The following is a 13,869-nucleotide window of genomic DNA, read 5'->3' on the forward strand; positions in this document are numbered from 1 at the left end:
CTGTTCTGCTCGACGAAGACCAACAGAACTGTATATACCCACCCACCGACAGCGGTGCGTTCACGTCGACAGCCGGTGACCGTGGCTTCCCACGCACCCGCACCGTGCGGCTACAGAATCTCGGCGACCTTGTCTGCGGGGCGCGCGAGGACGGTGCCCTTGTCAGTGACTACGATGGGGCGCTCGATGAGGATCGGGTGCTCGACCATCGCGTCGAGGAGTTCGTCTTCTGTGGCGTCGGCGAGACCCAGCTCTTTGTATACGGACTCGCGCTTGCGGATCGCCTGACTCGGCTTCAGCCCCGCATCGTCGAGCAGTTTGCGTAGGCCGTCACGTGAGGGCGGCGTGTCGAGATATTTGATCACCGTCGGCTCGACACCCGACTCCTCGATCATCTTCAGTACGGTGCGGGAGGTGTTGCAGCGCTGGTTGTGGTAGATCGTTGCATTCTTGGCCATAGCAGTCATTGTGCATGCCGAACGCACTCATTTCGCCTAGCGTATGACACGAACAGTGCGACAGAAGGGAGGGTGCGGTGCACCTGAGCATCCACCCGGAATCGACGGTGGCCCCGTTCGATCAAGTGCGACTGCAGATCATGGAGCAGGTTCGTGCAGGTGAACTGATCGCGGGAACGAAGATTCCGACGGTTCGCGCTTTGGCGTCGACGCTGAATCTGGCGCCCAACACCGTGGCGAAGGCGTACCGAGAACTAGGCCGCGAGGGCGTCATCGAAACTCGTGGAAAGCAGGGCACCTTCATCGCCGCCGGCGGCGACCCCACGCGAACCCATGCGGAACGCGCCGCCACGCAATATGTTCGAGAACTGCGCAACCTGGGGATGACGGACGAAGCTGTACTCGGATTCGTCCGGTCGGCGCTCGAGGGTGCCGACTGAGGCTCTCGAACCGGCGAACACGCCTCCACAGAAGGGACACCGATGGCATCCGCATTGTTTCGCGATATCGGCATTCTCGTCGCCAGGGTGGGCATCGGCGTCGTTTTCGTAGCCCACGGGTGGCAGAAGTTCTTCGACTACGGCGTGGACGCGACGCAGGCCTCGTTCCGTGACATGGGTGTTCCGCTTCCGGACATCACGGCCATCGCCGTAGCCACCGTCGAACTCGGCGGGGGAGTGGCGCTGATCGCAGGTCTCCTCACGTCGCTCGCAGGTTTCCTGCTGTTCCTCGTCATGCTGGGCGCATTTCTGATCGTCCATGTGGACAAGGGTGTGTTCGTCGCCGAGGGCGGCTACGAACTCGTGGTGGGGCTCGGAGCCGGAGCGTTGTTGTTGGCCGTGTCGGGGGCCGGTCGACTCGGCATCGACGGATTGATCGGAAGGAGCTCTGGATGGGGTGCGGTCGCAGAATGAGAATCGGACGATCGACGGTGATCAGTGCATCGCGATTGGGTGACGACGCGCGCGTTCATTTGCATTTGCGAAGGAACTCCACGACTGTGAAACATCATGGCGATGAACACTGACACTTCGGACCGCGATACAGCGGATGACGGAGCGCCTGGTTCGAACACCGAATCGGCGCAGGTCGGGGTACGTACGGACTACGTCGTCTTCGCAGTCGCTGCGGCGGCTGTTCTGGCGATCGTTGTCTGGGGCCTGGTGGCGCCCGACAATCTTCACTCGGTCACCGGTGACATCCTGAGCGGCTTGGTCACCAACATGGGCTGGCTGTTCATTCTGGCGGCCACCGGTTTCGTGTTGTTCTCGATCTGGCTCGCGATCAGCAAGTTCGGTGCGATCCCGCTGGGCAAGGACGGCGAGAAACCCGAGTTCCGCACCGTCAGCTGGATCGCGATGATGTTCAGCGCAGGCATGGGCATCGGCCTCATGTTCTTCGGTGTGGCCGAACCGCTCGCGCACTTCGTCACCCCGCCCCCGGACACGGACGGCGGCATCGGAACCGCGATGGCCACCACGATGTTCCATTGGAGCTTGCACCCGTGGGCGATGTACGCGGTGGTGGGCCTGGCCATTGCCTACGGCTCCTACCGCAAGGGGCGTAAGCAGCTGTTCAGCTCGGCCTTCATACCCCTTCTCGGTCGCCGCGCCGAAGGGCCGATCGGCAAGTTCATCGACATCCTCGCCATCTTCGCGACGCTGTTCGGTACGGCTGCATCCCTCGGCCTGGGCGCCCTGCAGATCGGTTCCGGCGTGGAGGTCGTCGGCTGGATGGACCAGATGAGCACGCTCCTCCTGGTGGCCATCGTCGCACTGCTCACATTGGCGTTCGTCGCCTCCGCGGTGTCGGGTGTCGCCAAGGGCATTCAATGGCTGTCGAACACCAACATGGTGCTGGCGCTCATCCTCGCACTGTTCGTGTTCGTCCTCGGCCCGACCGTGCTGATCCTGAACCTGCTGCCCACAACTATCGGCGCCTATGCCGCAGACATCGCACAGATGTCCGCGCGTGCCGGGGCTTCGGGTGACGCGGAGACCACCACGTGGCTGTCGTCCTGGACGATCTTCTACTGGGCATGGTGGATCTCATGGACCCCCTTCGTCGGCATGTTCCTCGCGCGCATCAGTCGGGGCCGGACCATTCGTCAGTTCATCATCGGCGTCATTGCAGTACCGAGTGCGGTGAGCCTCGTCTGGTTCTCGATTTTCGGGGGCGCCGGCATCGATGAGCAGCGCGAAGGGATCGACCTCGCATCACGAGACAGCGAGGAAGCGCAACTGTTCGGAATGCTCGACAATCTCCCGCTCGCAGGTTTCACCACGATTCTGGTGATGGTGCTGGTCTCGATCTTCTTCGTGTCCGGCGCCGACGCCGCATCGATGGTGATGGGTTCCCTGTCTCAGCGGGGCACATTCGAGCCGAAACGCTGGGTGGTCGTCTTCTGGGGTTCGCTCACCGGTGGGGTTGCGGCGCTGATCCTGTGGACCGGTGGTGAGAACGCCCTCGACGGTCTGCAAACCATGACGATCATCGCGGCGGCACCGTTCGTCATCGTCATGATCGGTTTGTGCGTGTCGCTCTACAAGGATCTCTCGCGTGACCCGCTCATCCTCGACGCACGAGCGATGCGACGAGAATTGCGGCGAATGGCCGCGAAAGAGCGTAAGGAGCAAACACGCAAGAGTGCGAAGGCGCCCAAGAAGTCGAAGAGTGCCGTCGAGTAACCAGACGAGTTCGATCCGTCGTAGGGTGGCTGGCGATGTCCACTGTGAAGCGTGTCCTCGCCGTTCTGTCGTCAGTCATCCTCGTCGGTGCTGTTGGTGCGACCATTGGTGCCGCTGGGGCCTCCGCAGCTCCGGTGCCGGTTCCGGCACTGCCGGTTCCAGCGATTCCTGGGATAAGCGCAGCGCCCGCGATGGTCGACAAGGAGATCACCTTCGAGTCCGGCGGGCACACCTACTACGGCACCTACCGGGGTCCGGCGGACCCGTCCGTGAGCCCGGAGGCAGCCGCCCTGCTGTTGCCCGGAAGTGGGCCCGTCGACCGCAACGGAGTGACTGCCGGTGTATTCCGGGCGGCCACCATCGCGCATCTTGCCGATGCACTCGCGGCGCGCGGAGTGGCCACCTTGCGTTTCGACAAGTACGGGACCGGACAGACCGGCACGGCCGGGGAATCAGAGCAGGAGAAGGCCGAGTACGGCTTCGAACGGCAGATCGACGATGCGAGTGCGGCCTTCGCCGAGTTGACGACGCTGGCGGGAACCGACGGCGCGCACACCACCATCGTGGGCCACAGTGAGGGAGCTTTGACCGCACTCGTTCTGCGCGAGCGGCACCCGGAGGCAGTGGGCGGACTCGGGCTGCTGCAACCACTTCCGATGCGATACCTCGACCTCTTCCGGGCTCAGATCCACGCGATCGTCGATCGTTCCGTGGGGTCGGGGCAGATGGAGCAGGCGGAAGCGGAACGTGTTCGCGTCAGTCTCGAACAGAGCATCGACTCGCTGCGGAGCGCAGGTACCGTTCCCGAACAGCAGCACCCGATGCTGGTCGAGCTGGGACTTTCACCGATCAACGCCCGTTTCTTGGCCGAAGCCGACAAATATGATCCGCGTGAACTCGCCGCCGAGCTACCGGAATCGAGTCACAACCTGCTCAGCTGCTCCGACAAGGACCTCAACGTCAGCTGCGAGCAGGTCGAAGGCCTGCGGCAGGCGCTCGAGCACACCGACCTCGATTTCGTACACATGACGACGACGAATCACGGCCTCGGCGAACTCGGGCCGGTGCCGCCGAGCCAGTTCGACGCGGTGCTCCCGTTGCCACTGTCGTCCGAGTTCACGACCGCACTGAACACCTGGATCGACGGGCTACTCGAACCGTGAGGGCGTCGTAGCCGGTCAGCGCCAGCTCGGCAGCCACAGTTGGTCCTGCCAGGTCTCCGGAGTGATCGGAACGGCCGTGAGGATCGGCCAGAGCCACACGAAGTTGGCCACCACGAGACCCACGTACAAACACACCACCAACAGTCCGGTCCCACGGCGCTCGGCTGATGCATCCGCGCTTCCGAGGATGCTGCCGAGAGTCAGTGCGATTGCCATCACGAAGAACGGCGCCAGGGCCACCGCGTAGAAGAAGTACATCTGGCGGTCGAGCGTGACGAACCACGGCAGGAACGCGGCGCCGTACGCGACCAGGACGGCCGCAAATCGCCAGTCGCGGCGTACCAGGGTCCTCCACAACGCCCACGCCAGAACGGGCACCGCGAGCCACCACATCGCCGGTGTGCCGACGAGCATGACCGCCTTGACGCAGGACTCCGCGCCACAGCCGGACACGCTCTCGCCGTCGGCGAAGTAGTACAACATCGGTCGTAGGCCCATCGGCCACGTCCACGGCTTCGACTCCCACGGGTGGTGATTGCCGGCCGAGTTGGTCAAGCCCGAGTGGAACTCGAGGACGTTTCCGCTGTAGTACCAAAGGGATCGCAAGGCGTCCGGCAGGAACGACCAGAATCCGCCGGTGCCGATCTCGTCGCCCACAGCGTGCCGGTCGACGCCCGTCTCGCTTGCAAACCAGGCCCAATAGGAGCCCAAGTACACGATCAGGGGAACAACGACGAGTGCGTACAGCGCCGGACCGATGTCTCGTACCGCGGTGCCGAACCACGGCCTGCGCACCCCGTACGCGCGCCTCGCCGACACATCGAAGGCGACACACAGCAGGCCGAAAAACGCGATGAAGTAAACGCCGGACCACTTGGTGCCGCAGGCGAGCCCGAGCAGGACTCCGCCGCCGAAGCGCCACCATCGGACACCGAGGCGCGGCCCCCATTCGGTGACGTGGATCCTGCCTTCGGCGTGCACACGCGCCATCCGTTCGCGGACCTGATCGCGGTCCACGACGAGGCAACCGAAAGCCGCGACGACGAACAACGCCAGGAAGATGTCGAGCATCCCGAGGCGGGAGGATACGAAGGTCACTCCGTCCGCGATGATCAGAATGCCCGCCAACCCACCGATGAGGGTCGAGCGGCTGAGGCGCCGGACGATGCGGATGACCAGCAACACGATGATCGTGCCGGCGACAGCAGAGGCGAAGCGCCAACCCCAGCCGTTGTAACCGAAGATCGCTTCACCGATGGCGATGAGTTGCTTACCGATCGGTGGATGCACCACCAAGCCGTAACCCGGATTGTCCGCAAGCCAGACCCCGCCCGTCAGAACCTGCCAACCCTGTGGCGCATAATGCTTTTCGTCGAACACCGGGGTGCCCGCGTCGGTGGGGTAGCCCAGCATCGTGAACCGGGTGACGGCAGCGACCGTGGTGAGGAACAGGGTCACCACCCAGCCGCGCAACCGGTCGGTCGGACCGAAATCGGATGCCGGGACCAGCGGTGCCGGGCTGACCTTCGTAGACGAGGGTGAAGAGGGCACAGGGCGCTCGTCGGTCAGCATGCTCACCCGACAATCGTAGGCTGTGGCACATGACTGGTCGCTTGGTGCTCGCTGCAACGCCTATGGGGGACGTCGGTGACGCCTCGCCGCGGCTGCGTTCTGCCCTCGGGACCGCGGATGTGGTGGCTGCCGAGGACACCCGGCGCACCAAGGCGTTGGCATCCGCACTCGAGGTCACCATCAGCGGTCGCGTCGTCAGCTTCTACGACCAAGTCGAGGTATCCCGGTTGCCTGCTCTCGTCTGCGACATCGAGTCGGGAAAGACCGTGTTGCTGGTGACGGACGCGGGCATGCCGTCCGTCAGTGACCCAGGGTACCGACTGGTCTCGGCATGCGTGGCCGCGGAACTCCCTGTCACCTGCCTGCCCGGCCCGTCCGCGGTGACCACCGCGCTCGCGTTGTCGGGGCTTCCTGTCGAGCGCTTCTGCTTCGACGGCTTCCCACCGCGCAAACAAGGTCAGCGGAAGACGTGGTTGCAGACACTGGCCACCGAACAGCGTGCGTGCGTGTTCTTCGAGGCCCCGCACCGACTCGCCGACACCCTTGCCGATGCCGCCTCCGTGCTCGGTGGCGCGCGCAGAGCAGCAGTGTGCCGCGAACTGACCAAAACCTACGAGGAGGTGCGTCGCGGCACGCTCGCCGAGCTGGCCGACTGGGCGACCGACGGCGTCCGTGGCGAGATCACCGTGGTTCTCGAGGGCGCAACCCCTACCGCGTCGAATCCCGAAGATCTCGTCGACGAGGTGGAACGCCTGGTCGCCGATGGCAGGCGGCTCAAAGACGCATGTGCCCTCGTCGCCGACAGCGGTGTATCGAAGCGAGAACTGTACGAAGCGGTGTTGGCGGCGCGGCGCGGCTGAGCGATCCCGACCGTGTCATCGCCCGAGTGTCGCGCGATCGTTCGGCGTGAGCGTGGCACTGTCCGCAGCAGCTTGACCCGCATGCCAGCCGTCCGCGTCGACCGATCGCCCTCGGGCCTTCCTGGTTCTCGGAAACAATCGGTCGAACTCGGCGTCCACCGCCTCGGACTTGGTCGCGAGAATCGGCAGAAGATCGTCCACGTCGATCTGTTCTGCGTCCGCGGCGTCGACAGTGGCGCGGGTGTCCGCATCGCGGAGTCGCTGCCCGATACGGCCCGCGAATCCTGCCAGGAATCCCTTCCGGAAGGACGTGGTGCGGGAGCCTGTTCGTCCGGCGGCGTCGGCGAACTGCATCGCGCGTGTGGCCTGCACGAGTAACGACGTGAACAGGAGATCGACCTGTTGCAGATCGACCGGCGTGCCGACCACGGTGGCGATCGCGATCTTGTCGAACCACACGGTGCGAACCCGGTTCGGCTCACCGATCGCGGTCAGGAGGTGGACCTTTTCCTTGACGTAGGGATTCTCGAGGTGGACGCGGCGGCTGTGGACGGTGGTGGAGGCATTCGCCGATTCCTGTCCGCCTCGCGCCGACAACAACGCGGTGTCGATGGCATACCGTGTCATCAACTCCTGCGCCTTCGCTGTGAACGTCTCGGCTTCCTCCGCGAATTCGGTGGCCTCGGCCTTCGCCAGCAGTCCCCGGATCTTGTTCCCGATCTTGCTGTCCAATGAAGGCTCCGTGTAGGCGCCTTCCGTACGGGATCCGGACCACATGGACGGCGGGGGAGCGAGCATCGACCACGTCGCGAGCGTGATCCACGACGTGGTGAGATCGGTGATCTGGTACATGGAATGGTACGGATCGGAGAACAGGAGACCGGCGGTCAGAGCACGGAACTCGTCCGCCGATCCGCCCGCACGCTCGGCGACGACTGCGCTGGCGGGGTACTGCTCGGCGATGGCCCGTAATTCCTGAAGCCACGATTCGGGCGCACGATCCCAGGATTGGTTGCTCCGTGCATCGTGGAGGATCGCAGTCGCCGCCAGGCTCGCCTCGTGTGGTTCCCTGGAACGGCGACCGAGATGGACGAGGTCTGCGGGCCGCCAACCGCGTTCGTATGCGTCTGCCAGCTCGGACAACATGCGCTTCACGGTCTCCACCGCCGCGGCGCTCACTTCGTCGTCGAACACACCCGCACCCCTCTGCCGTCCGGTATTCGTTCGAAAGTATGTTCTATTCGCTGTCATGACGGCAAGTGTGCACCAGGGGTCCGACAGATTTTCGGCACAGTTTTCGAACCGGAGGCGTGATGGCGCCCCGGGCGTTACTCCTCGTCGACGTACCGGGGGAACACCCCCGAGGGTGCGGGCAGTGGCGTATCCGCCACGATGCGGTTCTTCAGATCGATGAACTGCCGCTGCTCTGCATTCTGGCCGAGCAGATCGAGGATCTTGGCAGCCGAGTCGGGCATCACCGGCTGCACCAGGATGCCCACGATACGAACCACTTCGAGGGTTACGTACAGAACCGTCGCCATGCGCTCCGGGTCGGTCTTGCGCAAAACCCATGGCTGCTGCGCAGAGAAGTACCGGTTGGTCTCACCGAGCACCGACCAGATTGCGTCGAGCGCCAAATGCAGTGCCTGAACGTCGTACTGCGTGCGACAACGCTCGAGCAGCCCGTCGGCGAGACCGAGTAGCTCACGGTCGTCGTCCGTCAGTTCCCCAGGGCTCGGAACCTTGCCGTCGAGGTTCTTCGCCACCATCGACAGTGACCGTTGAGCGAGGTTGCCGAGTTCGTTGGCCAGATCGGCGTTGATGCGGGTGACGATCGCGTCGTGGCTGTAGTTGCCGTCCTGACCGTAGGAGATCTCGCGCAGGAGGAAGAAGCGCACGGCGTCGAGACCGTACTGCTCCACCATGGTCAGTGGGTCGACGACGTTGCCGACCGACTTCGACATCTTTTCGCCCTTGTTGTAAAGGAAGCCGTGGACGAACACGCGCTTGGGCAGTTCGATGCCCGCGGACATCAGGAACGCCGGCCAGAACACCGTGTGGAACCGGGTGATGTCCTTGCCGATGATGTGCAGATTCGCCGGCCAGAACTTGCCGAATGTCTCTGAATCGGTGTTCGGGTAGCCGACGCCGGTGAGGTAGTTGGTGAGAGCGTCGACCCACACGTACATCACGTGTTCGGGGTGGTTCGGGACTTCGACGCCCCAGTCGAAGGTGGTGCGAGAGATCGACAGGTCTTTGAGGCCGCCCTTGACGAAACTGACGATCTCGTTGCGCCGGGTTGCGGGTGCGATGAAGTCCGGCTGGTCCTCGTACAGGCTCAGCAGCTTGTCCTGGTACTCGGACAGCTTGAAGAAGTAGGTGGACTCCTCGGTCCACTCGACCGGGGTGCCGGTCTCGGTGGAGTGCCGCGAGCCGTCTTCGTGCAGCGTGGTCTCGGCCTCGGTGTAGAAGGCCTCGTCGCGGACCGAGTACCAGCCGGCGTAGGTGTCGAGGTAGATGTCGCCGTTGTCGACCATCTGCTGCCAGATCGCCTTGCTGGCTTCCTCGTGGTCGGCGTCGGTCGTGCGGATGAATCGGTCGAACGAAATGTTCAACTTCTTGTCCATCGCCTCGAATACATCCGAGTTCCGGGTCGCCAGGTCGCGGACGCCGATACCTTCCTTTGCAGCCGTCTGCTGCATCTTGAGGCCGTGCTCATCCGTTCCGGTGAGAAAGAAGACGTCGAACCCGTCCAGCCTTTTGAACCGCGCCAACGCGTCGGACGAGATGTACTCGTAAGCGTGACCGATATGCGGGACGCCGTTGGGATACGCGATGGCCGTCGTCAGGTAGAAGGGTGGCCTCGAGGCGGTGGAGTCAGCAGCATTCATGGTGCGACCACTCTATCTGCGCGCCGCGGGTTCGCGGCGCGCAGATAGCAGGTGTGTGATGATCAGCGCTCAGGAATGGTGATGGTGCCGTAATCGAGGCCACCGTGACTGAACGTCGGGATGACGGGCCACTGACGCTTCCAGCTCGCGCACTCGGAGGACGGAATGATCTGCAGCCAGCGTGAATCCCGAGGTGAACGCGACGCCATGGTCTTTTCCTTCACCATGGAGTCGTACTGGTCGAGGGAATCCTCGAGGGTGTTGCCGTTGAGGGCGACTTCACGATTGTAGAACGAGGACTGCGCCTTGACGCCCGGGATCTTGGACTGTTCGGGCTGCCAGCTGTCCGGAGCCATACCGTTCTCGGAGGAGATCCACACGCCGTCCGGCGTGTTGACGCACAGGGAATGGTTACCGTCGGTGTGACCGGGCGTCCAGAGCAGGCTCACGCCCACACCCAACTCCACGTCTCCTTCGAAGATCTCGAGACGATCGTCCGGGACGCCGGCCATGCCGTTCTCGACGTACCAGGCCCACTGCATCGGGTGCATGGACTCGAAGGTGCCCAGCTCCTTGCGGTGCACCAACAGCTTGGCGTTGGGGAACATGGGCTCGCGGGGCGTGGTCTCGCCCTCGATCGGCTCCTTGCTGCCCATCACCATGCGCATGTCCTGCACGTGCAGGTGATCGAAGCTGATGTAGTCGACGTCCTCGTTGCGCAGACCCAGGCGGGGGAGGATGTTGTCCGGATCGTTGTAGTACTTGACGAAGTACTTGTCGACCTTGAGCTTCTTCGAGAACTCGTCGAGCTTGTGGTAGAACGGCGACTCCGCAGATCCGGCGGGCACAGTCGGCTCCCACACCATCGTCTTCAACTTGCCGTCGAATCCCTCGAACTGGATCACGAACATGCGGTTGATGATGGTGATGAACGGGTTGATGCTCAGGTTGTAGCCCTGGAAGGCGAACCGCGCGGGGTACGGGGCGGCCACGATGTCGAAGCTCTTGATCGCCTTGACCTGCCCCTGCTTCAGGAAACGCTCCCGGTACTTGCGAGCGCCTTCCCGGACCGCGCCGAGACGGTCGCCGCGGGGCCACACGTCGTGGACACCGTCGAACTCGGGGATGTGACGCAGACCGGCGGGGGTCGTCGTTTCGTCCAGCTCGGGCGAGGTAGTCATTACTTCTTTCCTTCGTTCTTGTTGGTGACGACGCGGGCTTCGTAGGCTGCGCGGGCAGACCGGTCCGAGGAGGTCACCTGGTTCGGGACCATCTTGCGGAACGCGAGGTCGCGCAGGGGCTGGGGAAGGAGGTTCACCCACCGGACGGCGGGGCCGATGAAGGCGGGTACGGGAACCTCGAACTTGGGCTTGCCGATGACATCGACCACCGCGGCGGCGACGTCCGCGGGCTTGAGCATCTTGGCCGCTCCCGAGGTCGTTCCCGCGGCGAGTTCGGTGTCCACGACGCCGGGCATCACGACGGAGAGTTCGACACCGCTCTTGAAGAGCTCGGCGCGTACGCCGGTGAGGTAGCCGAAGATACCGTGCTTCGTCGCGGCGTAGGTCGATTCGCCGGGGGGTGCGAGCTTGGAGGCTGCGGAGGCCACGGTGACGATGTGGCCGCGGCCGCGGGCGCGCATCGCGGGCGCGGCCAGCTTGATTCCGCGGATGGGCCCGTGCAGGTTGACCTCGAGCTGGCGCCGGGTGGCCGATTCGGGTTCTTCGTCGAAGGGGCCGACCCACATCACCCCGGCGTTGTTGACGAGGACGTCCAGTGGGCCCAATTTCTCTTCGACGCCGGCGAGGAATGCGGCGAACGATTCGGTGTCGGTGACGTCGAGATCGAGGCCGATCGCTCGGCCGTTGCTTCCGCCGATCTTCGTTGCGGCAGCCTGCGCACCGGCAGCGTCGAGGTCGCCGATGGCTACGGTGGCGCCTGCTGCGGCAAGTTGACGCGCGATCTCCAGGCCGATGCCTTGTGCAGCGCCGGTGACCGCGATGACCTTGCCGTTGAGTTGAATGTTGTTCACTTAGCTACTTCTCCCCGAGTTCAATGTGACACGATGGTGTGTCAGATGCATGGTCCACTATTTCACATCCGACTGCGAGAATCCACGAAATGACTCCTTCAATCGCCCGTAGCGGACGACGCTATTCGGGTCTCGAACCCGAGGAGCGCAAGGCCGCCCGGCGCCGTGCCCTGACCGCCGCGGCCATTCACCTGTTCGGCACCCAGGGGTACACGTCTACGACCGTGAAGCAGATCTGCCAGGAAGCAGACCTCACGCAGCGGTACTTCTACGAATCGTTCAAGGATCGGCACGCCTGCCTGATCGCGGTATACGGCGGAATCATCGACGAGGTGCAGGACGTGACGCTCGCCGCGCTGAAGGCCGCGCCCGAACCCGACGCGATGGTATCGCTGGGGGTGTCCGCGTTCGTGGACCATTTCACCGCAGACCCCGAACGCGCCCAGATCGTCATGATCGAGGTGGTGGGGGTGTCACCGGAACTCGAGAAGCACCGTCACGGTGTGCTCAGTGACTTCGCGGAACTTGTGGCAACGGTTGGTTTCCAGAATCTGACGGCCGGGAATAGCCCCTTCGCGGGATCGATGGGTGTGGCCCTGGCCGGCGCCGTCAATCACCTGCTCGTCGATTGGTTGCTCGGCGGTCGACAGCAGAATCCGAGCGAACTGACGGCAGTCTGTGTGGCCTTGTTCGAGGCGGCCCGAGATCGACTCGAACGTATCGCCATAATGGCGCCATGAGCAAAGACCGCCCCGCGCCCGAAGCTCCGTCACCCTTGTCGCCTCTGGTCGATGCACACACCCACCTGGACGCGTGTGGTGCAAAGGACGCGGCGGGTGTGCGGGCCGTTGTGGATCGCGCGGCGGCCGTCGGAGTGGGGCGCGTCGTCACCGTCGCCGACGACCTCGCGGCCGCCACGTTCGCTGTCGATGCCGCATACTGGGACGACCGTGTGTACGCCGCCGTAGCCATTCATCCGACGCGGGCCAATGTTCTCGACGGTTCCACCCGTGCCGAGATCGAGAAACTCGCCGCCGACCCGCGCGTCGTAGCGGTAGGGGAGACGGGGCTCGATCTCTACTGGCCGGGAAAGCTCGACGGATGTGCAAGTTTGGACGAACAGGTCGAGGGTTTTCGCTGGCACATCGATCTGGCGAAGCGGCTGGCGAAGCCTCTGATGATCCACAACCGCGAGGCCGATGCTGATCTGCTCCGAGTCCTCGGGGAGGAAGGTGCACCGGAAACGGTGATCTTTCACTGCTTCTCGTCGGATGCGGCCATGGCCCGAGCCTGCGTCGACGCGGGTTACCTGCTGAGTTTTTCCGGCACGGTCAGCTTCAAGAATGCGAAAGCTCTTCAGGAAGCTGCGTTGCTCGTACCGCAGGAGCAGATTCTGTTCGAGACCGATGCCCCGTTCCTGACTCCGCACCCGTTCCGGGGGGCGCCCAACGAGTCGTATTGCCTGCCGTACACAGTGCGCGCGTTCGCCGAACTACGCGGCGAAGATCCCGACGAGCTTGCGAAAGCCTCCACAGAGAACGCCACCAAGGCCTACGGCCTGTGAGTGGTTGACGAGGGTAGAGACTCGTCAACCACTCGCAGGGGATCAGGCGGTCAGTTCGCTGCGGCTTTCCTCGGTGGCGGCAGCGACCAGTTTCTGGACCAGGGTCGACAGGGCATCGTCGCGGCCCGGGATGACCGAGACGGTGCGCGGGCTCGAGGCAACGAGGTAGCGGCCGTCGTCTGCGACGTCGACCCACCGCACCTCGCGCACGTGGCCGGTGTCGCGTGCACCGATCGTCGCCCCGGAATACACTTCGACGCGCCCGACCCCGACACGAGGGCAGTCCAGTAGTTGTTCGAGTTCCTGTTTCGGTGTGGCCTGACGGCTGGGTTCACGCAACCACGATGTGGGAGTGTCGAACTCGCCACCCGGTTCGTTTTCGAGGTCGCGTCGGTCGACGTCGATGCGTGCGCGTCGTCCCGGGTCGACGTCCGGCAGCGCATGGGCGATGGCGTCGCCGCAACGCCCGTGCGGTAGGCGTGAAAGATGCACGGCGCCGCCGCATCCGTGATCCGGGCCGGGGTCTTGCCGCATCAGGACGGCGTGCGGGCCGCGCACGGCAACATACGCCCGTACTTTTTCGGCTTCGCCGGGTCCGGTGAACCCGCACGCATACACCCGTGCCTCGGGGTTGAGCATGGT

Annotated in this window: 14 protein-coding genes; 7 read left to right on the forward strand and 7 right to left on the reverse strand. The window is 64.1% G+C overall.

The features are described 5' to 3' along the window. Window positions 1–110 precede the first annotated feature (110 nt). Window positions 111–467, reverse strand: a complete 357-nt coding sequence (arsC, locus tag ACZI8Q_RS19740; RefSeq protein ID WP_463375273.1) for an arsenate reductase (glutaredoxin) — start codon at window positions 465–467, stop codon at window positions 111–113. 68 nt (window positions 468–535) lie between these two features. Between arsC and ACZI8Q_RS19745 the strand changes: the two genes are divergently transcribed. The 4 genes from ACZI8Q_RS19745 to ACZI8Q_RS19760 all read left to right on the forward strand — a co-directional run bounded on the left by ACZI8Q_RS19745 (window position 536) and on the right by ACZI8Q_RS19760 (window position 4,308). Then, window positions 536–898, forward strand: coding sequence for a GntR family transcriptional regulator (locus ACZI8Q_RS19745; RefSeq protein WP_463375274.1), 363 nt, complete (start codon window positions 536–538; stop codon window positions 896–898). A gap of 42 nt (window positions 899–940) precedes the next feature. After that, window positions 941–1,372 (forward strand): DoxX family protein, encoded by a 432-nt coding sequence (locus ACZI8Q_RS19750; protein WP_463375275.1) that lies wholly within the window; start codon window positions 941–943, stop codon window positions 1,370–1,372. A gap of 96 nt (window positions 1,373–1,468) precedes the next feature. Continuing rightward, window positions 1,469–3,145 (forward strand): BCCT family transporter, encoded by a 1,677-nt coding sequence (locus ACZI8Q_RS19755; RefSeq protein ID WP_463375276.1) that lies wholly within the window; start codon window positions 1,469–1,471, stop codon window positions 3,143–3,145. 35 nt (window positions 3,146–3,180) lie between these two features. Further along, complete coding sequence (locus ACZI8Q_RS19760) at window positions 3,181–4,308, forward strand: alpha/beta fold hydrolase (protein ID WP_463375277.1); 1,128 nt, start codon at window positions 3,181–3,183, stop codon at window positions 4,306–4,308. A gap of 15 nt (window positions 4,309–4,323) precedes the next feature. Here ACZI8Q_RS19760 and ACZI8Q_RS19765 read toward each other — a convergent pair whose 3' ends face one another. Further along, on the reverse strand, window positions 4,324–5,880 hold the full coding sequence (locus ACZI8Q_RS19765) for a dolichyl-phosphate-mannose--protein mannosyltransferase (protein ID WP_463375288.1): 1,557 nt from the start codon (window positions 5,878–5,880) through the stop codon (window positions 4,324–4,326). 29 nt (window positions 5,881–5,909) lie between these two features. Here ACZI8Q_RS19765 and rsmI point away from each other — a divergent pair, with 29 nt between their 5' ends. Then, window positions 5,910–6,740, forward strand: coding sequence for a 16S rRNA (cytidine(1402)-2'-O)-methyltransferase (gene rsmI, locus ACZI8Q_RS19770; RefSeq protein ID WP_463375278.1), 831 nt, complete (start codon window positions 5,910–5,912; stop codon window positions 6,738–6,740). Window positions 6,741–6,755: 15 nt separating this feature from the next. Here rsmI and ACZI8Q_RS19775 read toward each other — a convergent pair whose 3' ends face one another. The 4 genes from ACZI8Q_RS19775 to ACZI8Q_RS19790 form a co-directional block, all read right to left on the reverse strand. Then, entirely contained in the window at window positions 6,756–7,991 is a 1,236-nt protein-coding gene (locus ACZI8Q_RS19775) for a DUF2786 domain-containing protein (RefSeq protein WP_463375279.1), read from the reverse strand. Between the two features lie 77 nt (window positions 7,992–8,068). Beyond that, window positions 8,069–9,631, reverse strand: a complete 1,563-nt coding sequence (metG, locus tag ACZI8Q_RS19780; RefSeq protein ID WP_463375280.1) for a methionine--tRNA ligase — start codon at window positions 9,629–9,631, stop codon at window positions 8,069–8,071. A 62-nt stretch (window positions 9,632–9,693) separates the two neighbouring features. Then, complete coding sequence (locus ACZI8Q_RS19785) at window positions 9,694–10,812, reverse strand: MBL fold metallo-hydrolase (protein WP_463375281.1); 1,119 nt, start codon at window positions 10,810–10,812, stop codon at window positions 9,694–9,696. Next, window positions 10,812–11,663: an SDR family oxidoreductase gene (locus ACZI8Q_RS19790; protein WP_463375282.1), complete on the reverse strand. Its 852-nt coding sequence runs from the start codon at window positions 11,661–11,663 to the stop codon at window positions 10,812–10,814. The genes ACZI8Q_RS19785 and ACZI8Q_RS19790 overlap by 1 nt, the downstream gene beginning before the upstream one ends. Before the next feature lie 89 nt (window positions 11,664–11,752). Here ACZI8Q_RS19790 and ACZI8Q_RS19795 point away from each other — a divergent pair, with 89 nt between their 5' ends. Continuing rightward, window positions 11,753–12,403 carry a TetR/AcrR family transcriptional regulator gene (locus tag ACZI8Q_RS19795; RefSeq protein WP_463375283.1) on the forward strand — a complete coding sequence of 217 codons (651 nt, stop codon included), beginning with the start codon at window positions 11,753–11,755 and terminating at the stop codon, window positions 12,401–12,403. Continuing rightward, the gene (locus ACZI8Q_RS19800; RefSeq protein WP_463375284.1) at window positions 12,400–13,227 is read left to right on the forward strand and encodes a TatD family hydrolase; all 828 of its coding nucleotides are present in this window, start codon (window positions 12,400–12,402) and stop codon (window positions 13,225–13,227) included. The genes ACZI8Q_RS19795 and ACZI8Q_RS19800 overlap by 4 nt, the downstream gene beginning before the upstream one ends. A gap of 42 nt (window positions 13,228–13,269) precedes the next feature. On the opposite strand, the gene ACZI8Q_RS19805 is transcribed toward ACZI8Q_RS19800, so the two are convergent. Continuing rightward, window positions 13,270–13,869, reverse strand: a 600-nt coding sequence (locus ACZI8Q_RS19805; protein ID WP_463375285.1) for an ESX secretion-associated protein EspG, incomplete at its 5' end; no start/stop codon positions are given.

Source organism: Rhodococcus quanlei, from assembly GCF_055231015.1.

Excerpts from the sequence above, each read along its gene's own strand:
- ACZI8Q_RS19750 (WP_463375275.1), top strand. The coding sequence starts at position 941 with ATGGCATCCGCATTGTTTCGCGATATCGGCATTCTCGTCGCCAGGGTG.
- ACZI8Q_RS19800 (WP_463375284.1), top strand. The coding sequence starts at position 12,400 with ATGAGCAAAGACCGCCCCGCGCCCGAAGCTCCGTCACCCTTGTCGCCT.
- metG (WP_463375280.1), bottom strand. The coding sequence starts at position 9,631 with ATGAATGCTGCTGACTCCACCGCCTCGAGGCCACCCTTCTACCTGACG.
- ACZI8Q_RS19795 (WP_463375283.1), top strand. The coding sequence starts at position 11,753 with ATGACTCCTTCAATCGCCCGTAGCGGACGACGCTATTCGGGTCTCGAA.
- ACZI8Q_RS19775 (WP_463375279.1), bottom strand. The coding sequence starts at position 7,991 with ATGACAGCGAATAGAACATACTTTCGAACGAATACCGGACGGCAGAGG.
- arsC (WP_463375273.1), bottom strand. The coding sequence starts at position 467 with ATGACTGCTATGGCCAAGAATGCAACGATCTACCACAACCAGCGCTGC.
- ACZI8Q_RS19760 (WP_463375277.1), top strand. The coding sequence starts at position 3,181 with ATGTCCACTGTGAAGCGTGTCCTCGCCGTTCTGTCGTCAGTCATCCTC.
- ACZI8Q_RS19785 (WP_463375281.1), bottom strand. The coding sequence starts at position 10,812 with ATGACTACCTCGCCCGAGCTGGACGAAACGACGACCCCCGCCGGTCTG.
- rsmI (WP_463375278.1), top strand. The coding sequence starts at position 5,910 with ATGACTGGTCGCTTGGTGCTCGCTGCAACGCCTATGGGGGACGTCGGT.
- ACZI8Q_RS19765 (WP_463375288.1), bottom strand. The coding sequence starts at position 5,880 with ATGCTGACCGACGAGCGCCCTGTGCCCTCTTCACCCTCGTCTACGAAG.
- ACZI8Q_RS19755 (WP_463375276.1), top strand. The coding sequence starts at position 1,469 with ATGGCGATGAACACTGACACTTCGGACCGCGATACAGCGGATGACGGA.